Origin of the sequence: Polaromonas sp. A23 (assembly GCF_002001015.1) — a bacterium.
Classification (GTDB): domain Bacteria; phylum Pseudomonadota; class Gammaproteobacteria; order Burkholderiales; family Burkholderiaceae_C; genus Polaromonas.
In genome coordinates, this window is record NZ_MUNO01000022.1 from 283,687 (window position 1) to 302,717 (window position 19,031).

Consider the following 19,031-nt stretch of genomic DNA (forward strand, 5'->3'; position numbering starts at 1 on the left):
AATAAATGAGCAGATTGAATGACGGTGAAACGCACCAACCCGCTTCAAACGCTGTGAGTCACGCCTGAAAAACCGCGCTCTCCGGCAAACCAGGCCAGCACCGGCACAGTGCCGGGCAACACAGGCTGCACTTCCACCGGCAAACGTTGCCAGGCAAACTGCTGGCCTTCATGCATGTGCAGCTCGCCCGTCCAGTCAAAAACCTTGCAGAAATTGAGCCGGACCAGCGCATGCGGGTAATCGACCAATTCCACTCTCCATGGGTGGACAGCGCCGATGGTGATGCCGATTTCTTCCTGCAGTTCGCGGCGCAGGGCCTGCTCCACGGTTTCGCCCGGCTCCAGCTTGCCACCGGGAAACTCCCAGTAGTGCTCATAGACCTTGCCCGGCGGGCGCGAGGTGAGGAGGAAGTCGCCATCCGGCCGGACCAGTACGCCAACGGCCACATCGACCACCTTGCGGTCTGCACCGCCCTCGCGCGGGCGCTCGCCATCGGCAACCAACACACTCATGTCGAATGATCGGGGGCCTGGTCACCCTGGTCGGGCGACACAGCAGCACCTGGCCGTTCATAGGCCGCGATGGCAGATGCCGCCACGGGCCGACTGGCGCTGTCACGGCCGGCATAGTCGCGGGCGAACTGGTAGGCCACACGGCCGCTGCGTGAGCCGCGCTCCAGCGCCCACACCAGGGAAGCGGGTTTCGCCGCTGCTATGGCCTCTTGGCCCACGCCGAACGACGACAGCCATTGTGCGACGATGGTCAGGTATTCATCCTGACTAAACGGGTAGAAGCTGACCCACAGGCCGAAGCGTTCGGACAGCGAAATCTTTTCTTCCACCACCTCACCGGGATGCACTTCGCCGTCTTCACTGCGGGTGTAAGTGAGGTTTTCCGTCATGTACTCGGGCAGCAAGTGGCGCCGGTTGCTGGTCGCGTAGATCAACACATTCGGTGTGGCCGCCGCGATGGAACCGTCGAGGATGGACTTGAGCGCCTTGTAGCCGGGCTCGCCTTCCTCAAAACTCAGGTCGTCGCAGAAGACGATGAATTTCTCGGGCAAGCCGGAGACCACGTCGACGATGTCCGGCAGGTCGGTCAGGTCGGTCTTGTCAACTTCAATCAGCCGCAGGCCGCGCGCCGCGTATTCATTCAGGCAGGCCTTGATCAGCGAGGATTTGCCGGTGCCGCGCGCACCGGTCAACAGCACGTTGTTGGCGGGCTTGCCGAGCACAAACTGCTCGGTGTTGCGCCTGATCTTTTCCTTCTGGTCCTCGATTTCCTTGAGGTCGCCCAGGCTCATGTTGCCGATATGGCGCACTGGCTCCAGCGAACCGTGACCGGAGCTGCGCTTGCGGTAGCGGTAGGCGATGGAGGCGCTCCAGTCCGGCGCACTCAGGGGCTGCGGCAACACGGATTCAATCCGCGCCATCAGGGACTCGACGCGGGCGATCAGGCGTTCAAACTGCTCGTTCATGGACGGCCCTGATTAACTGCGATAGTCCGCGTTGATCTTGACGTAGTCATAGGACAGATCGCAGGTCCAGACCGTGTCAGCTGCATCGCCCCGGCCCAACAGCACACGCACGGTGATTTCGCTTTGCTTCATCACCCGCTGGCCGTCGGCTTCGACATAGTCAGGGTGGCGGCCACCGTTTTTCGCCACCAGCACGTCGTCGAGGTACAAGTCGATTTTTGTCTGGTCCAGGTCAGCAATGCCGGCATAACCGACGGCAGCCAGGATGCGGCCGAGATTGGGGTCACTGGCGAAAAAAGCTGTCTTGACCAGGGGCGAATGGGCGATGGCGTAAGCGACTTGGCGGCACTCGGCGCCGGTCTTCCCGCCTTCAACCCGCACGGTAATGAACTTGGTCGCGCCTTCACCGTCGCGCACGATGGCTTGCGCCAGCTTTCTTGCGATGTCCAGCATGGCGTTGCGCAATGCAACGCCTTCGGTGCTGTCCAGCGAAGTAACTTCCGGGTGCTTCGCCCGATTGCTCGCGATCACCACAAAAGAGTCGTTGGTCGAGGTGTCGCCATCGACCGTCACGCGGTTGAAGGAACCTTCCGCCAGCTCTGTGGCGAGTTGTGCCATCAGGCCTTGAGAGACGCGGGCATCGGTCGCCATGAAGCCCAGCATGGTGGCCATGTTGGGACGAATCATGCCGGCACCCTTGCTGATGCCTGTGATGGTGACCGATGCGCCGCCCAGCGTGATGCGGCTTGAAAACGCCTTGGCCACGGTGTCCGTGGTCATGATGGCTTCTGCGGCTTTGCCCCAGTTGTCCGCCTTTGCATCGGCCAGCGCGGCCGGCAGGCCGGCGGCGATGCGCTCATGTGGCAAGGGTTCCATGATCACGCCGGTGGAAAACGGCAGGATCTGTTCCGGCGCTACCTTGAGTTCGCGCGCCAGCGCCGCGCAGCTGGCCTGCGCCCGGCTCAGGCCGTCGGCACCGGTGCCGGCGTTGGCATTGCCGGTATTGATCAGCATCGCGCGAATGCCGGGGCCCTGCTTGGCGTTTTTGGCAAGGTGCTCGCGGCAGATCTGCACCGGGGCTGCGCAGAACCGGTTTTGCGTGAACACGGCACCTACCGAGGCGCCTTCATCCAGCAGCAGAACGGACAGATCCTTGCGTCCGGCCTTGCGAATGCCCGCTTCGGCAATGCCCCAGCGCACACCCGGCACGGGGTAAAGCTGGTCGGCGGGGGTGGCAAGCAGGTTCACGGGCATGTTCTCTTCACTCCAAGTAACGGGCCGGCCGACGGGGCCTAGTTCAGCTTGCCGTGGCAGAGCTTGTATTTTTTTCCGGACCCGCAAGGGCAAGGGTCATTGCGGCCCACACGCGGCACAGCGCCCGCGGGCAGTGCCTGCTTGTAAGGCCGGGATTCTTCGTCAACCCTGGTTTCCACTTCACCGGTTTCCGTCGGTGCCGAGTAGGTCACATTGGAAATTCTCTCCGCCCGGTCTTCCATCTCCTCGGCGGCCTGTCCGAGCTGCTCGCCCGATTGCACCTGGACCGTCATGAGGATTTTGGTGACCTCGTTTTTCACGCTGTCGAGCAACTGGCCGAATAACTCGAAGGCCTCGCGTTTGTACTCCTGCTTGGGCTGCTTCTGGGCGTAGCCGCGCAAGTGAATGCCCTGGCGCAAATAATCCAGCGCGCTCAGATGCTCGCGCCAGTGCGAGTCAATGCTTTGCAACAACACGATGCGCTCGAACTGGGTGAAGTTTTCCTCGCCGATTTTTTCAACCTTGGCGGCAAAGGCCGCGTTGGCCGCGGCGGCCACCCTCTCAAGCATGTCTTCATCGGTGATCGCGGTCGCAGCCTCGACTTCGCCCTGCAGAGACAGCTCGATCTGCCACTCGTCGCGCAGCACCTTTTCCAGGCCAGCTACGTCCCACTGCTCTTCGACACTTTCTTCAGGAATGTACTGCCGCACCAGATCGGTGAAGCAGCCTTCACGCAGGGAGGCAATTTGGCCCTCCAGGCTGGACGCATCCATGATGTCGTTGCGCTGCTGATAAATTACCTTGCGCTGGTCGTTGGCAACGTCATCGTATTCAAGCAGCTGCTTGCGGATGTCGAAGTTGCGCGCTTCCACCTTGCGCTGGGCGGATTCAATGCTGCGAGTGACAATGCCGGCCTCGATGGCTTCGCCGTCCGGCATCTTGAGCCGCTCCATGATGGCGCGGACGCGGTCACCCGCAAAAATGCGCATCAGCGTGTCATCCAGGCTCAGGTAAAAACGCGAAGAGCCGGGGTCGCCCTGACGGCCCGAGCGGCCGCGCAGCTGGTTGTCGATGCGTCGTGACTCGTGCCGTTCTGTGGCGATGATGCGCAAACCACCCAACGACTTCACCTTCTCGTGATCTTGCGTCCACTGCGCGCGCAGACGGGCGATTTCCACCACTTTGGCATTGGCGTCCAGCGACTCATCCGCCTCGACCGCCTCAACGAGCTTCTCCACATTGCCTCCAAGCACAATGTCAGTGCCACGTCCGGCCATGTTGGTGGCAATCGTGATCATGCCGGAGTGTCCCGCCTGGGCCACGATGTCGGCCTCGCGTGCATGCTGCTTGGCATTGAGCACCTGGTGCGGCAGCTTTTCCTTGTCCAGCAGCTGGTCGATGATCTCTGAATTTTCAATCGAGGTGGTGCCCACCAGCACCGGCTGGCCGCGCTCATGGCATTCGCGGATGTCCTTGATGGCTGCCTCGTATTTTTCGCGCGTGGTTTTGTACACACGGTCCAGTTGATCCTCACGCCGGCTTGGACGGTTCGGCGGGATCACCGTGGTCTCCAGGCCGTAAATTTCCTGGAACTCGTAGGCTTCGGTGTCGGCGGTGCCGGTCATACCAGCCAATTTGCCGTACAGGCGGAAGTAATTCTGGAAAGTGATGGATGCCAGGGTCTGGTTTTCGGGCTGGATAGCCACGCTTTCCTTGGCTTCGACGGCCTGGTGCAGGCCTTCGCTCCAGCGCCGACCTGACATCAGGCGTCCGGTGAACTCATCGACGATGACGATTTCACCGTCCTGCACCACGTAATGCTGGTCGCGATGGTACAGGTGGTTGGCGCGCAGCGCCGCGTACAGATGGTGCATCAGCGAAATGTTCGCCGGGTCATACAGCGTGGCGCCTTCGGGGATCAGGCCCAGGCTGAACAGGATGCGTTCGGCGTTTTCATGCCCCTGCTCGGTCAGGAACACCTGGTGGGTTTTTTCATCCAGCGTGAAGTCGCCGGGTTTGATGATGCCTTCGCCGGTACGCGGGTCGGCTTCGCCTTCCTGGCGCGTGAGCAGGGGAACCACCTTGTTGATGGCCAGATACATCTCGGTATGGTCTTCCGCCTGGCCGCTGATGATCAGCGGCGTGCGGGCTTCATCGATCAGGATGGAGTCCACCTCGTCAACGATGGCGTAGTTCAGGCCGCGCTGTACACGGTCGGCCACCTCGTAGACCATGTTGTCGCGCAGGTAGTCGAAACCGAATTCGTTGTTCGTACCGTAGGTGATGTCGGCGCGGTAGGCGTCCTGTTTCTCGGGGCGCTGCATGTTGGGCAGGTTGATGCCGACGGTCAGGCCCAGGAAGTTGTAGAGCTTGCCCATCCAGAGCGCATCGCGATTGGCCAGGTAGTCGTTGACTGTGACCACGTGCACACCCTTGCCGGTCAGCGCGTTTAGGTAAACCGGCAAAGTCGCCGTCAGCGTCTTGCCTTCACCGGTTCCCATCTCTGAAATTTTCCCGTTGTGTAGCGCCATGCCGCCCAGCATCTGCACGTCGAAGTGGCGCATCTTCATGACACGCTTGCTGCCTTCGCGAACCACCGCAAAAGCTTCCGGCAAGATGGCATCGAGGGCTTCACCCCCGGCGATGCGGTCTATGAATTCTCGGGTTTTGGCGCGCAAGCGCTCGTCGTCCAGCTTTTCGAACTCTGCTTCCAGGGCATTGATGCGCTCTATGCTCTTGCGGTAAGTTTTGAGCAGCCTGTCGTTGCGGCTGCCGAAGATTTTGGTCAGGATATTGGAAGCCATAAATGCGAGGCCGCGCTGACAGCTCCCATGAGCGGGCAGTGCGGCCGAAATCCTTATTGAGTATCGACTTAGGTGTGGGCGCTGCCAGCCGGTTTCAACTGGGCGCAAACCGCCGATTTTACCTCTGCCGCACCACTACTTGGGGCGAGGAGGCTGGGCAGGCTGCATCGCTGGCAACCGAACGGCGGCAAGCGCCATGGGCGCGGGGAGTTTCTGCCCGGCTGTGAGGAATTTTTGCGGATCCTGGAACACGCCCTGCACGAGCACCTCAAAGTGCAGATGCGGTCCGGTCGATCGGCCCGTGGTGCCCACTTCGGCAATTTTCTGGCCGCGTTTGACCAGATCACCCTTTTTGACCAGCACCCTGGAAGCATGGGCATAGCGGGACACCAGGTCATTGCCATGATCCACCTCGACCATGTTGCCGTAGGCAGGATGCACTTCCTGGGTCACAACCACGCCACCGGCGGCCGCCAGAATGGAGGTGCCAGGCTCGGCCGGGAAATCCAGCCCTGTGTGCAGCGCGGATCGGCCGTTCAGCGGGTCTATTCGCCAACCGAAGGACGACCCGAGGATGCCCAGTGCCACCGGTTGCTGGGTGGGCACCATCATTTTCTTGACTTTCTGGTCGAAGAGCCGTGACTCCATCACCGTCAGCAGGTCCACGCGCTGGTCGGTCAGCTTGTCGAGATCAGTCAGTGTTGCCTGCAGCTCTTCCATGCTCAGCGACCGGCCTGACACCAGGGCACCGCCGCGACCGGGCTGGGTCTTGATGTCATTGGGGTTGACGCCGGCCAGCCCCGAAACCCGCTCGCCCAGCGACTCCAGCTGCATCAGCTTGGCCTGCATTTCGCCCAGGCGCCTGGCCATGTGGTCCAGGTTTTCACGCATGAAACGATCGCGCTGTTCAAACTCATCCTTGACCATCAGTTTGACCAACGAACCGATGACGGGCCAACCTTCGCGCGCGCCCTTGAGAAAAACCCAGTGGTACATGCCGGCAGCGACCAGCATCAGCCCCAGTGATGCGACAAAACCCGCCACGACGAGTTTGGTCCCGCTCAGGTAAATGGCACGGCTTTGGGCCAGCCAGGCATCCGTGATAATCAAATGCACGTGTATGTCTCCTTAAACCTTCGAGCAGAGCCTTGAACTCCAGCCCCCGCCCGCACCAGACCCTCACTTTCAGCCAGGCCGTCGAAAACTCGCCGTCTCTCGCACGTCTGGCCGGCCTTGTGCAGGAATCCAACGACCGGCTCAAGGCCATCGAGTCCCTGATACCCACAGCCCTGCGGCCCGCTATTCAGGCAGGGCCCATTGAGGACGGCACCTGGTGCCTGCTGATAAGCAGCAACGCCGCTGCAGCCAAAGTACGCCAGTTGCTGCCCCTGCTCCAGTCCCGCCTGAGCGACAAAGGTTGGAAGGTTACCTCAATTCGGCTGAAGATACTAATCGCCCGAAAGTAGTACGGAACCAGCACCTCGACCTTGAAAGGCTTGCCCGGTCTGAAGGGGATGCTATTGATCTGATAGTCGCCCGCGCCCGGCACAATGGCCGGGGCAGGTTCTGGATCATGGTGCCGCTTGTCGGATTCGAACTGACGACCTACCGCTTACAAGGCGGTTGCTCTACCAACTGAGCTAAAGCGGCACAAACTCTATTTTACTTGACGCGCTTGAGCGAAGGACGCTTGCCTTGCTGCGGTTTGGGTGGTTCGGGCGGTTCCGGATCATCGTCGCGCGCCGAAGAATTATTATTGGCCGGTACCAATTGTACGATCTTCCCTTCTGCCGCCGGCGCATGCTCCACCACTGGCGCCGCAGGCTCGACTTCCGTCTCTACAGGAGACTGGGGCGCGGCCGACGGGGTGTCCGTCAGGGGAAACGCCATGCCTTGGCCGTTCTCACGAGCGTAAATAGCAATCACACGACCGATCGGCACCATGATCTCGCGGGCACTTCCGGCAAAACGCGCCTTGAACTCAATGAAGTCATTGCCCAGCTTGAGCGAACTCGTTGCATCGAAACTGATGTTCAGCACAATTTCATTGTTCTTCACGTACTCACGCGGCACCTGCACGGTCTCGTCCACGGCCACCGCCACATAAGGCGTCAGGCCGTTGTCGGTGCACCAGTCGTACAGCGCCCGTATCAGGTACGGACGTGTAGAGGTGGAATCGAGCGCGTTCATGAAATCAGCCACGTTGCACTCGAACCTGCACAGCATGTCCCTTCAAGCAGGGGCCGCGGAACCGGCTTTGCCGGGCCGCAGGCGCAGCGGCCCCCTCGGGGGGCAGCGCAGCACACGCAGTGGCAAGCGTGGGGGCCATTACTTCCTCATGACCTTCTCGGAAGGCGTGAGCGCCTCGATATAGGCCGGTCGCGAGAAAATGCGCTCGGCGTACTTGAGCAGCGGCGCGGCATTTTTCGACAGATCGATGTCGTAATAATCCAGGCGCCAGAGCAAAGGAGCAATCGCCACGTCCAGCATGGAAAAATTGTCGCCCAGCATGAACTTGTTCTTCAGGAACACCGGGGCGAGCTGCGTCAAACGGTCGCGGATGTGCGAACGGGCTTTTTCCAGTGCTTTTTCGTTGCCCTTGGAAGCCCGCGCTTCCAGCGTGTTCACGTGGACAAACAGTTCCTTCTCGAAGTTGAGCAGGAACAGGCGAACGCGTGCGCGGTCGACCGGGTCGCCGGGCATCAGCTGCGGATGCGGGAAACGCTCGTCGATGTATTCATTGATGATGTTCGATTCGTAAAGAATCAGGTCACGCTCCACCAGAATCGGCACCTGGCCGTAGGGATTCATGACGTTGATGTCTTCGGGCTTGTTGTACAAGTCCACATCACGGATTTCGAAGTCCATGCCTTTTTCAAACAGTACAAAACGGCAGCGATGCGAAAACGGGCAGGTCGTGCCTGAATAAAGGACCATCATGTCTCGGGACTCCTAAATGCAAAGGAGTGGAACCGTCGAAGGTGCCACTCCAGAAGGTGCCGGGGAACTGGATCCCCGGCGAAAAATTACTTGACGTCTTTCCAGAACGCGGCGTTCAGGCGCCAGGCGACAAAGGTCAACATCAGGAGAAAAAGCAGGACCCAGACGCCCACCCGGACGCGGGTATTTTGTGCGGGCTCAGCCATCCATTGCAGGTAGCCAACCAGATCACCGACAGCCTGGTCGTACTGCAAGGGTGTCATGGTGCCAGGAGTGACCTGCTGCCAGCCTTTGAAGACCGGCACTTTGTGGCCGTGCTCTTCCTTGGTGTCGAACAGGGGCTTGCGCTCGCCGGACAGCTCCCACATCACATGCGGCATGGCCACGGTGGGGAAAGCCAGGTTGTTCCAGCCGGTCGCCGTGGTGTCGTCGCGGTAAAACGTACGCATGTAGGTGTAGAGGTAGTCGGCGCCCGTGCCGCCGTGGCCCGCGCGCGAGCGGGCGATCACGCTCAGGTCAGGCGGATTGGCACCAAACCAGTCCTTGGCCTGCTTCGGATCGATCGAAGCCTTCATGGTGTCACCGACTTTTTCAGTAGTGAACATGAGGCTGTCTTTGATCATCTGATCCGTCAGCTTGGCATCTTCGGTACTCAGGTCTTTCAAGCGGTTGTAACGCATGAATGCCGCCGAGTGGCAGTTCAGGCAGTAGTTGACGAACAGCTTGGCGCCGTTCTGCAAGGCGCCCACGTCGTTGGTCTTGGGGGGAGCCTTGTCCCAGGCGATGCCCGTGGTCGCCGCGTGCGCGCCCGTACCGGCCAGCGCCAGCACGACGACAAAACCCAGAGCCAATTGTTTCATTGTCTTCATCATGTAAGGAATCTCCGGCTCAGTGGGCAGCAAAAGTCACGCGGTCGGGCACCGGCCTGAAGGTGCCGAGTTGGCTCCACCAGGGCATCAACAGGAAGAAGCCGAAGTAAAACAGGGTTCCCAACTGCGACACACGCTCATTGATCAGGGAGGGCGGGTTGATACCCAGATAGCCGAGCACGAGGAAGTTGACGACAAAAATGCCGTAGAGCCATGAATGCCAAGTCGGACGATAGCGAATCGACTTGGCCGCGCTGCTGTCCAGCCAAGGCAGGAAAAACAGGATGATGACCGCGCCGCCCATGACGACCACGCCCCAGAACTTGGCGTCGATCCCCTTGATCAGCATCGCCCAGACTTCACCGATGAAAGGCACTCCGGCCAACGGGGCTGCAATCCCGGTCAAAGCCCTGGCGAGGCCAGCACCCACCGCTGGCAGCACAGTGCCGACCATATTGGCAATGAAAGGCAACAGTCCAAGCATCAGCGCAGCAGCTATGGCAACCACCAGAACCGCCAACCTCAAAAAGCCCTGCAGCTTTCGGCCTGCGAGCACCGCAGAGACGATCACGATGATGCCCAGCACACCGGCCATTTCACCCGTGATGGCACGCAGCATGGAGTAATAAGGCGTGAAGTACCAGACCGGGGCGATGTGCGCCGGGGTCTTCAGTGAATCCGCAGGGATGAAGTTGTTGTACTCGAGGAAGTAACCGCCGGCCTCGGGGGCAAAGAAGATGATCGCCGAGAAGATCATCAGGAACACGCTCACGGCAAAGATGTCATGCACCGTGTAGTAAGGATGGAAAGGAATGCCATCGAGCGGCAGGCCAGCGGCGTCTTTTTTCGCCTTGATTTCCACGCCGTCGGGGTTGTTTGACCCGACCTCGTGCAAGGCAATGATGTGCGCGACCACCAGACCCAGCAGCACCAGCGGCACAGCAATGACATGGAATGCAAAGAAGCGGTTCAGCGTGGCGTCACCGACGACGTAGTCACCGCGGATCAGCAGCGCCAGATCGGGGCCGATGAAGGGAATCGCGGCAAACAGGTTGACGATCACCTGGGCGCCCCAGTAGCTCATCTGGCCCCAGGGCAGCAAGTAACCCATGAAGGCTTCGGCCATCAGCGCCAGGAAAATCGCGCAGCCGAAAATCCAGACCAGTTCGCGCGGCTTGCGGTAGCTGCCGTAGATCAGGCCGCGGAACATGTGCAGGTAGACCACGACAAAAAAGGCCGAAGCGCCGGTCGAGTGCATGTAGCGGATCAGCCAGCCCCAGGGCACGTCGCGCATGATGTATTCGACCGAGCCGAAGGCCAGTGCAGCATCAGGCTTGTAATGCATGGTCAGGAAAATGCCGGTGACGATCTGAATCACCAGTACCAGCAGAGCCAGCGAACCAAACACATACCAGAAGTTGAAATTCTTGGGTGCGTAGTACTCGCTCATGTGCTCTTTGTAGAGCTTGCTGGCGGGGAAGCGGTTGTCGACCCAGTTCATCAACTTGGCAGCAGCCGGCGCATCGGGGGATAGTTCTTTGAATTCAGCCATAAGGGGTCCTATTTGCTACTCGATGGGGGACTGGGCGGCGCCACACGGCGCCGGCCCTCTGTCCAGCAAAGCTTCAGGCTTTTTTGTCCTCACCAATCAGCAGCTTGGCGTCTGACAGGTACATGTGAGGCGGCACTTCCAGGTTGTCCGGCGCCGGCTTGTTTTTGTAGACGCGGCCGGCCATGTCGAAGGTCGAGCCATGGCAGGGGCACAAAAAGCCGCCCGCCCAGTCGTCCGGTAGCGAAGGCTGGGCACCGAGCTGGAACTTGTCGCTGGGCGAGCAGCCCAGGTGCGAGCAGATGCCGACAGCCACCATGAATTCGGGCTTGATCGAGCGGTTTTCGTTGCGTGCGTACTCGGGGGTGAGTTCGCTCGGCTTGCGTTCAGACTTGGGGTCGGCCAGCTGGGGGTCCAGCTTGGCCAGCGAGGCGAGCTGCTCAGGCGTGCGGCGCACGATCCAGACCGGCTTGCCGCGCCATTCCACCGTCAGTTTTTCACCGGGCTTGAGTGCCGAAATATCGACTTCAACCGCAGCACCGGCAGCCTTGGCGCGCTCGGAGGGCTGGAAGGCGCTGACAAACGGCACGGCAGTAGCGGCCACACCGACGCCGCCAACGGCGCAGGTGGTCACGATCCAGTTTCTTTTATCTTTGTCAATCGGTGCGCCGGGCGGCACGTTGAGGCTTGCGTGGGTCATGGATGTCCTACAAGAACAGGGCTTGAAAAACTTGAAAGGGGGCTTATTGGGGTCAACCCGGGATTGTAACGGAGCGCGAATGGCATTTTCAAGCCGCAAGACCCATTCCGAAGGCACGGCTGCAACATCGGCACGACGAACATATTGGAAGCTGCATCGTTACGCCCTTGCCTCGCCGCAGCGGCACAATGGCAGGCGTTTACCAACCACGCAAGGAGCGCAACATGGGAATGATGCAGGAATTCAGGGAGTTTGCCGTCAAGGGCAATGTCATCGATCTCGCCGTGGGCGTGATCATCGGTGCTGCATTCGGCAAGATTGTGGATGCCGTGGTCAGCGACCTGATCATGCCGGTGGTCGGCATGGTGTTTGGCAAGCTCGATTTTTCCAGCCTCTACATTCTGCTGGGCTCGGTGCCGGGGGGCACCGACATGTCACTGGACGCCTTGCGCAAGGCCGGGGTTCCGGTGTTTGCCTACGGCCACTTCCTGACGGTGTCGCTCAACTTCCTGATTCTGGCGTTCATCATCTTCATCATGGTCAAGCAGATCAACCGGCTCAAGCGCCAGCAGGCCGAACCAGCGCCCGCGGCCACGCCGGAAGACATTGCTCTGTTGCGCGAGATTCGCGACAGCTTAAGGAAGTAGTTCACCCCGTCGGACGCTCACTGCGTGTAGCGCCTTCCCCCTTCCAGGGGCGGCGCCTGCGCGCCGGCAAAGCCGGACGCGCGGCCCCTGCTTAAAGAAGTGATGTTTGCTACTAATTTAGTAGCCTCTTGCGCCCGCCCATATTGGGTCAAAGGCGTTTTTACTCTCTCAACGGGCTAGTTTGCGCGCCATGCGAACGGCCGCGATCAGGCTGGACGCATCGGCCTTGCCTCTGCCGGCAATGTCAAAGGCCGTGCCGTGGTCCGGGCTGGTACGCACCAGCGGCAGGCCCAGGGTCACATTGACGCCCTGCTCCACCCCCAGGTACTTGACCGGGATCAGCCCCTGGTCGTGGTACATCGCCACCACCACATCAAACTCGCCACCCTGCCCGGCAGGCGCGCGAGCCCGCATGAACACGGTGTCGGGCGCGAAGGGGCCACTCACGTCCATGCCTTCCTCCAGGGCCCTGGCAATGGCCGGCGCAATGATCTCCAGCTCTTCGCGGCCAAACAGGCCGCCCTCGCCGGCGTGGGGGTTCAGGCCGGCCACCGCAATGCGCGGCCTGCCGCCCGACGCGCTGCGCACCGCCTGATGCGTGATGCGCAAGGTCTGCAGCACGTTGTCAAAGGTCACGGCATCAAGCGCCTCGCGCAGGGACAGGTGGATGCTGACCAGCACGGTCTTGAGTTCGTCGTTGGCCAGCATCATGCGCACCGGCAGCGCGGACAGCTCCTTGCCCAGAAAAGCGGCCGCCTCATATTGCAGCAGTTCGGTGTGGCCGGGAAAGCGCGCAAACTCCGCGCCGGCGGCGGCCAGCGCCTCCTTGTGAATCGGCGCGGTGACCATCGCCGCGCATTCGCCCGCCAGGGTCGCACGCGCAGCCCAGACAATACATTCTGCCGCAGCTTTTCCAGCCAAAGCGCTCACTTGCCCATATACAACTGGCGCGGTCAGCTCACATTTTTGTAGCACAGGAAGGCAGCGCGGCGGCACAGATGGCCAGTCGGCCAGGGTTTCCAGCTGCGCCACAGCCCACGGGAAGTGGCCGCCACTGATCAGCCGGGTCGCCTGGCGCAAGGTGGCCACATCCCCCACGACCATGCAGCCGGCCAAGTCATCTGGTGCATCGCGAAACGCCCTGGCAATGATTTCGGGGCCGATCCCGGCAGGATCACCCATGGTGATGGCGACAGGACGGGTCATGCGAATGCCCAGCTCCCCTTCGCCCGTCCAGGTCTTCCCCTTGTCATCTGAACACTCCATAATGGTTTGCACGGCGCCTCTGGCTGCATGCGCTCCTTGACCGCCGACCCAAAGGACAGGCAGCGGTTGGGACCACCGAACGGAGACAAGCGAACAAGATGCATTCTGTCGGTATTCTCTCGCAAACGCCGTCATTCGAGCCTGCGGCAAGGCAGGAGAGCGCATGAACGCTGCCGAAACCATGATCTGGAGCGCAGCTTGCGGCTCGATAGGGCTGGTGGTTCTGCTCGGCGTCGCGGATGCCTTCTTCAGCCAGAGCCGCGCCAGCATCCAAAGCCTGATCTATCTCACAGCCTCCTGGCTGTTTTTCACCCTGCTCAGCGGTTTGCCGTCTGCGCTGCTGCCTGACGGCAACGCGTCGTGGATATATACCGCCCAGGTGCTGATCGGCCCCCTGTGCGCGGGCTTGGGCACCTATGGCGCGGGCCACTGGCTGGCGGCACCCCGGCGCGACCGCCTGACCGACATCAGTTTTCGCAGCGCCAGCGCGCTGAGCCTGGTGGGCGGGCCGCTGTGCCTGATGCTACCGATCAGCGCGCAATTGATGGCGTCGGCGGTACTCACTGTTTTGAGCCTGTCCGTGGCCCTGTGGCTGGCCGTGCGGGCCGCTCAGCAGGGGGACCGCCTGGCCTGGGGCCTGGCCGCCGGCTGCCTGCTGACGCTTCCCATGCAGCTGGGGCTTTACCGGATGGCGCTGAATCCCAGCCGGCCCTCGGTCCTGCTGCAAGCCGGTGTGGCGCTGCTGGGCTTGCTCAGCATCGCCGTGATTGCCGTGGTGCTTTGGCTACGCAACCACCAGGACCTGCAGATCCGCCATGACCGCCGCTCGCATCGTGACCCGACGACCCAGCTGTATGACAGCGTAGCGATCGTGCAGAAGATCATCCGCGGGCAACGCCGGCTTTCGCGTACGCGACGTGACGGGGCGCTGATGGCCGTGCGTGTGTTTGATCCCGAGCAATTGCTGAACGTGGTCGGCCAGCACGGACTGAACGAGATTTACAGCCAGCTGGCGCGGCGCATGCAGCGTCATACCGGCGTCGTCAACCCTGCCGGTCGCTATTACGACCGCTGCTTTGTCGTGCTGATTGAAAGCCTGCACTCACCGGGCTGGATACGCACCATGGGGCTGCGCGTGGCCTCCAGCCTGCGCCGACCGCTGGAGGTGGTTTCGCTCAGCGGTGAACGCATCAAGGTCAGCGCAGACATTGCCGTGGGCATGGTGCACCTCTCGGGCGGCGGCAAGGACGTGGACCAGCTTTTGCATGAAGCCGAAGACATGGCCAAGGCAGCGCGCGGCATGCGTTCACGCGCTGCGCTGCTCGACGAGTTCAACCGCCAGGCGATACCGGTGGAAAACGCCGAACTCGGCGCCAGCTGGCACGCCATGCGGCCGGCACGGCCACACCACCCGCGGCCTGCACATGGCGTGCGGCCGCGCCGCTCCCCGGCCTGAGCGCCCTCAACACTCTTTTCAGGCTGGGTTGTCGACGTCGATGAACTCGTGCACCAGCCCGAACTGCGCGGCCACATGCGCAGCAACCGCCGGGGCACCGTAGCGCTCTGATGCGTGGTGGCCGCAGGCAATGAAGGCCACGCCCATTTCGCGCGCATAGTGTGCCTGCGGCTCGGAGATCTCGCCGGTGATGAAAGCATCGGCCCCGGCAGCAATCGCATCCTCAAAATAGCCCTGCGCGCCGCCGGTGCACCATGCTATGTTTTTAATAGCTTTTTGTGCAGGACCGACAAGGACCACCGGCCGATTCAATGCATTTTTCACATGATCGGCCAGGCTTTGCGCGCTGCCTGGGCCAGCGCCACCCGCTGTGGCCATGAAGCCCAGGTTGTTCTCACCGAAATACCGATCGGCCTTCAGGCCGAGCTTGCCGCCCAGCTGGGCGTTGTTGCCCAGTTCGGGGTGCGCATCGAGCGGCAGGTGGTAGGCATAGAGGTTGATGTCATGCGCCAGCAGCAAGGCCAGGCGTTGCCTCATCCAGCCGGTCACCCGGCCGTCCTGGCCACGCCAGAACAGGCCGTGATGCACAAAAATTGCATCCGCCTCCGCAGCCACCGCTGCCTCGATCAGTGCCAGGCTGGCAGTGACGCCGGAGACAATTTTTCGCACCTCGGTCTTGCCCTCGACCTGCAGGCCGTTCGGCCCGTAGTCCTTGAAGCGTTCGGGCTGCAGCAACTGGTCGAAGGCAGCCAGCAGCAGCGCGCGCGGCGCAATGGCAGAGCTATCAGGGTTCATGGTTAACACCGGACGTTTCTTCTTTCAGCAGGGGCCGCGGAACCGGCTTTGCCGGGCCGCAGGGGCAGCGCACCGCCGTAGGCATGCGAAGCGACAAGCGTGGGGACCTCAAGGCAGAAAACCTTCGATCGACAGGTAGCGCTCGCCGGTGTCGTAGTTAAAACCCAAAACCGTGCTGCCTGCAGGAATCTCCGTCAGCTTCTGCGCAATGGCGGCCAGCGTCGCGCCTGAGGAGATGCCCACCAGCAAGCCTTCTTCGGCCGCGCTGCGGCGGGCGTAGTCCTTGGCGGCATCGCCTTCCACCTGGATCACGCCGTCCAGTAGGGCGGTCTGCAGGTTGGCCGGAATAAACCCCGCGCCTATGCCCTGGATCGGATGCGGCGAGGGTTTGCCGCCGCTGATGACCGGGGAGGCCGACGGCTCCACCGCATAAACCTTGGTGTTCGGAAACTTGGCCTTGAGCGCCTGCGCCACGCCGCTCAAATGGCCACCGGTGCCGACGCCGGTAATCAGGTAGTCGACACCCTGGGGAAAATCGGCCAGGATTTCCTGCGCGGTGGTGCGCACATGCACATCGATATTGGCCGGGTTTTCAAACTGCTGCGGCATCCAGGCACCAGGCGTCAGTGCCGCCAACTCCTTGGCCCGCGCGATGGCACCGTTCATGCCCTTTTCGCGGGGCGTCAGCTCGAAGGTGGCGCCGTAGGCCAGCATCAGGCGGCGGCGTTCGATGCTCATGCTGTCGGGCATCACCAGCACCAGCGTGTAGCCCTTCACGGCAGCAACCATGGCCAGCCCGACGCCGGTGTTGCCCGAGGTCGGCTCGATGATGGTGCCGCCCGGCTTCAGGGCGCCCGACTGCTCGGCCGCCTCGACCATGGACAGCGCAATGCGGTCCTTGATGGAGCCGCCGGGGTTGCTGCGCTCGGACTTGACATAGATCTGGTGGGTCTGGCAGGCCGCTCCAAAAAGCCGGTTGATACGGATATGCGGTGTGTTGCCAATGGTGGCTAGGACGCTGGATGCTTTCATGGCGGGTTCCTTGTGTGCTGCCTGCATGCTGGCGGATGCGCAGCGCGGGTTCCGCAAATTATGTCCCCTCCTGCCGCCGACCGCAGGGGCGCTATGCCCACCGCTGCCGCCGGGAAAGTGGGAGAAAATCGCAATACTTGGTAATTCCCTGCCGGTCCCCATCTGTTCAAGCTCAAGGCGTATTACCCTTCGGCCGCTTTCTTCCTGGATTCACCCATGCGCAAATTCTGGCTTTTGTTTTCCCAAACCGTCACGGTTTTTCTGGCTGCCTATTTCGTGGTGGCCACACTCAAGCCGCAATGGCTGGACCGGGGCCCGGGAAACACGCTGGCCGTGATTGAAGCGCCGGCCGGCCTGCCGGGCGTTGCCGCACCCGCCGGCAGTTTTGCCGCCGCCGCCAAGGCTGCCTCAGCGGCCGTGGTCAGCATCAACACCAGCAAGGCGGCCGCGCGCAATCCGAACATGGACGACCCCTGGTTCAAGTTCTTCTTCGGCGACCAGGGCGGCCAAAGCGAGCCGCAGGTCGGCCTGGGCAGCGGCGTGATTGTCAGTCCCAACGGCTACATCCTGACCAACAACCATGTGGTCGAAGGCGCGGACGACATCGAGGTCATCCTCAACGACACCCGCAAGGCCAAGGCCAAAATCATAGGCACCGACCCGGAAACCGACCTTGCGATCCTGAAGATCGAACTCGACAAGCTGCCCATCATCGTGCTGGGCAGCTCCGACACGCTGCAGGTTGGCGACCCGGTGCTGGCCATCGGCAACCCCTTTGGCGTGGGCCAAACCGTGACCAGCGGCATTGTCAGTGCGCTGGGCCGCAACCAGCTGGGCATCAACACCTTTGAAAATTTCATCCAGACCGACGCGGCCATCAACCCCGGCAACTCCGGCGGTGCGCTGGTCGACACGCAGGGCCGGCTGCTGGGCATCAACACCGCGATTTATTCGCGCTCCGGCGGCTCCATGGGCATTGGCTTTGCCATTCCGGTCTCCACCGGCAAGCAGGTGCTGGAAAGCATTGTGAAAGACGGGCAGGTGACGCGCGGCTGGATAGGCGTGGAGCCGCAGGATCTGAGCCCCGAACTGGTCGAAGCCTTCGGCATCCGGCCCGACGCCGTCAAGGCCGGCGGCGTGATCATCACCGGTGTGCTGCAAAACGGCCCAGCGGCACAGGCTGGCATTTTGCCGGGCGATGTAATCACCGATGTGGGCGGCAAGCCGGTGCGAACCGTCACCGAACTGCTGAGCACGGTGGCAGCTCTCAAGCCGGGCACGCAAGCTCCCCTGGGTGTGCTGCGCAAGGACAAGAAAACCGAAATCATGGTGGTGCCGGGCATCCGGCAGCGCCCGAAAGTCAGGCGGTAGATGCCTGATTGCTATCCAATTAATAGCTATTCACGCCCGCCGCATAAGGGCCAATGGCCTTTTTATTAAGGCTTGGCGGTCTCGGTGTCGTCTTCGGTCTCGGGCTTCTTGGTGTGCTTGACAAACACCTGGGCGGCCAGAATTCCGACTTCGTACAGGCCGCCAACCACCATCAGCAGCATGATCATCGAGCCCGCATCGGGCGGCGTGACCAGCGCCGTGCCCACAGCGGCGGCGACCCAGAAGTAACCGCGGTACTCGCGTAGCTGGGCCACGCTGAGAATGCCCATGCGCACCAGCAGGATCACGGCAATCGGCACCTCGAAGGCCAGGCCGAACGCCAGGAACATGCCCAGCACGAAGTTCAGGTATTCCTCGATATCCGGCGCGGCGGTGATCGACTTGGGCGCAAAACTCTGGATGAAGCTGAAGACCTGGCCGAACACAAAGTAATAACAAAAAGCCACACCCACAAAAAACAGCAACGTGCTGGACACCACCAGCGGCATCACCAGTTTTTTCTCGTGCGAATACAGGCCGGGGGCGACAAAGGCCCAGACCTGGTACAGCACCACCGGCAGCGCAATCATGAAGGCGGCCATGAAAAGAATCTTGATCGGCACCACAAACGGCGAAATCACGTTGGTGGCGATCAGCGTGGCGCCCTTGGGCAGGGTCGCCACCAGCGGCGCGGCCAGCAGGTCATACAGGGCGCCGGGGCCAGGGTACAGCGCCAGCAGCGCGGCGCAGACACCGATGGCAATCACCACCTTGATCATCCGGTCGCGCAGCTCCATCAGGTGCTGCACAAAAGGCTGCTCGGTACCCGCGAGTTCGTCGGGCTTGTCGGTGTTGGGGTCGCTCATGAAGG

General features: G+C 61.6%; 18 protein-coding genes and 1 tRNA gene. 4 read left to right on the forward strand and 15 right to left on the reverse strand.

Annotated elements, in window-relative coordinates:
- Positions 1-44 precede the first annotated feature (44 nt).
- The 5 genes from B0B52_RS12710 to B0B52_RS12730 form a co-directional block, all read right to left on the reverse strand.
- The gene (locus B0B52_RS12710) at positions 45-512 is read right to left on the reverse strand and encodes an NUDIX domain-containing protein (RefSeq protein WP_077594006.1); all 468 of its coding nucleotides are present in this window, start codon (positions 510-512) and stop codon (positions 45-47) included.
- Entirely contained in the window at positions 509-1,477 is a 969-nt protein-coding gene (locus B0B52_RS12715) for an ATP-binding protein (RefSeq protein ID WP_077594007.1), read from the reverse strand. The genes B0B52_RS12710 and B0B52_RS12715 overlap by 4 nt, the downstream gene beginning before the upstream one ends.
- Before the next feature lie 12 nt (positions 1,478-1,489).
- Positions 1,490-2,731, reverse strand: a complete 1,242-nt coding sequence (argJ, locus tag B0B52_RS12720; protein WP_077594008.1) for a bifunctional glutamate N-acetyltransferase/amino-acid acetyltransferase ArgJ — start codon at positions 2,729-2,731, stop codon at positions 1,490-1,492.
- A gap of 38 nt (positions 2,732-2,769) precedes the next feature.
- On the reverse strand, positions 2,770-5,535 hold the full coding sequence (gene secA / locus B0B52_RS12725) for a preprotein translocase subunit SecA (RefSeq protein ID WP_077594009.1): 2,766 nt from the start codon (positions 5,533-5,535) through the stop codon (positions 2,770-2,772).
- Between the two features lie 135 nt (positions 5,536-5,670).
- Entirely contained in the window at positions 5,671-6,651 is a 981-nt protein-coding gene (locus tag B0B52_RS12730; RefSeq protein WP_077594010.1) for a M23 family metallopeptidase, read from the reverse strand.
- A gap of 32 nt (positions 6,652-6,683) precedes the next feature.
- Between B0B52_RS12730 and B0B52_RS12735 the strand changes: the two genes are divergently transcribed.
- Entirely contained in the window at positions 6,684-7,001 is a 318-nt protein-coding gene (locus B0B52_RS12735; RefSeq protein WP_077594011.1) for a hypothetical protein, read from the forward strand.
- Between the two features lie 108 nt (positions 7,002-7,109).
- On the opposite strand, the gene B0B52_RS12740 is transcribed toward B0B52_RS12735, so the two are convergent.
- The 6 genes from B0B52_RS12740 to petA all read right to left on the reverse strand — a co-directional run bounded on the left by B0B52_RS12740 (position 7,110) and on the right by petA (position 11,593).
- Positions 7,110-7,185 (reverse strand) — tRNA-Thr (locus B0B52_RS12740).
- A 12-nt stretch (positions 7,186-7,197) separates the two neighbouring features.
- Entirely contained in the window at positions 7,198-7,725 is a 528-nt protein-coding gene (locus B0B52_RS12745; protein WP_077594100.1) for a ClpXP protease specificity-enhancing factor, read from the reverse strand.
- A 138-nt stretch (positions 7,726-7,863) separates the two neighbouring features.
- A complete protein-coding gene (locus tag B0B52_RS12750; protein WP_077594012.1) occupies positions 7,864-8,475 on the reverse strand; it encodes a glutathione S-transferase N-terminal domain-containing protein in 612 nt (203 codons plus the stop codon).
- Between the two features lie 86 nt (positions 8,476-8,561).
- A complete protein-coding gene (locus B0B52_RS12755; protein WP_077594101.1) occupies positions 8,562-9,335 on the reverse strand; it encodes a cytochrome c1 in 774 nt (257 codons plus the stop codon).
- Between the two features lie 28 nt (positions 9,336-9,363).
- Positions 9,364-10,896, reverse strand: coding sequence for a cytochrome bc complex cytochrome b subunit (locus B0B52_RS12760; protein ID WP_077594013.1), 1,533 nt, complete (start codon positions 10,894-10,896; stop codon positions 9,364-9,366).
- 73 nt (positions 10,897-10,969) lie between these two features.
- Positions 10,970-11,593, reverse strand: a complete 624-nt coding sequence (gene petA, locus B0B52_RS12765; RefSeq protein ID WP_077594014.1) for a ubiquinol-cytochrome c reductase iron-sulfur subunit — start codon at positions 11,591-11,593, stop codon at positions 10,970-10,972.
- 224 nt (positions 11,594-11,817) lie between these two features.
- On the opposite strand from petA, the gene mscL reads away from it, so the two are divergent.
- A complete protein-coding gene (gene mscL / locus B0B52_RS12770) occupies positions 11,818-12,240 on the forward strand; it encodes a large conductance mechanosensitive channel protein MscL (protein ID WP_077594102.1) in 423 nt (140 codons plus the stop codon).
- 168 nt (positions 12,241-12,408) lie between these two features.
- Here the strand turns inward: mscL and pdxA are convergent, their stop codons facing one another.
- Positions 12,409-13,446, reverse strand: a complete 1,038-nt coding sequence (pdxA, locus tag B0B52_RS12775; RefSeq protein WP_077594103.1) for a 4-hydroxythreonine-4-phosphate dehydrogenase PdxA — start codon at positions 13,444-13,446, stop codon at positions 12,409-12,411.
- A 223-nt stretch (positions 13,447-13,669) separates the two neighbouring features.
- On the opposite strand from pdxA, the gene B0B52_RS12780 reads away from it, so the two are divergent.
- Complete coding sequence (locus B0B52_RS12780; protein ID WP_077594015.1) at positions 13,670-14,962, forward strand: GGDEF domain-containing protein; 1,293 nt, start codon at positions 13,670-13,672, stop codon at positions 14,960-14,962.
- An 18-nt stretch (positions 14,963-14,980) separates the two neighbouring features.
- Here the strand turns inward: B0B52_RS12780 and B0B52_RS12785 are convergent, their stop codons facing one another.
- The gene (locus B0B52_RS12785; protein WP_077594016.1) at positions 14,981-15,757 is read right to left on the reverse strand and encodes a Nif3-like dinuclear metal center hexameric protein; all 777 of its coding nucleotides are present in this window, start codon (positions 15,755-15,757) and stop codon (positions 14,981-14,983) included.
- Positions 15,758-15,865: 108 nt separating this feature from the next.
- Positions 15,866-16,789, reverse strand: coding sequence for a cysteine synthase A (gene cysK, locus B0B52_RS12790; RefSeq protein ID WP_077594104.1), 924 nt, complete (start codon positions 16,787-16,789; stop codon positions 15,866-15,868).
- A gap of 216 nt (positions 16,790-17,005) precedes the next feature.
- Here cysK and B0B52_RS12795 point away from each other — a divergent pair, with 216 nt between their 5' ends.
- The gene (locus B0B52_RS12795; RefSeq protein ID WP_077594017.1) at positions 17,006-18,160 is read left to right on the forward strand and encodes a trypsin-like peptidase domain-containing protein; all 1,155 of its coding nucleotides are present in this window, start codon (positions 17,006-17,008) and stop codon (positions 18,158-18,160) included.
- Between the two features lie 65 nt (positions 18,161-18,225).
- On the opposite strand, the gene tatC is transcribed toward B0B52_RS12795, so the two are convergent.
- A complete protein-coding gene (gene tatC, locus B0B52_RS12800; protein ID WP_077594018.1) occupies positions 18,226-19,026 on the reverse strand; it encodes a twin-arginine translocase subunit TatC in 801 nt (266 codons plus the stop codon).
- Positions 19,027-19,031: the final 5 nt, after the last annotated feature.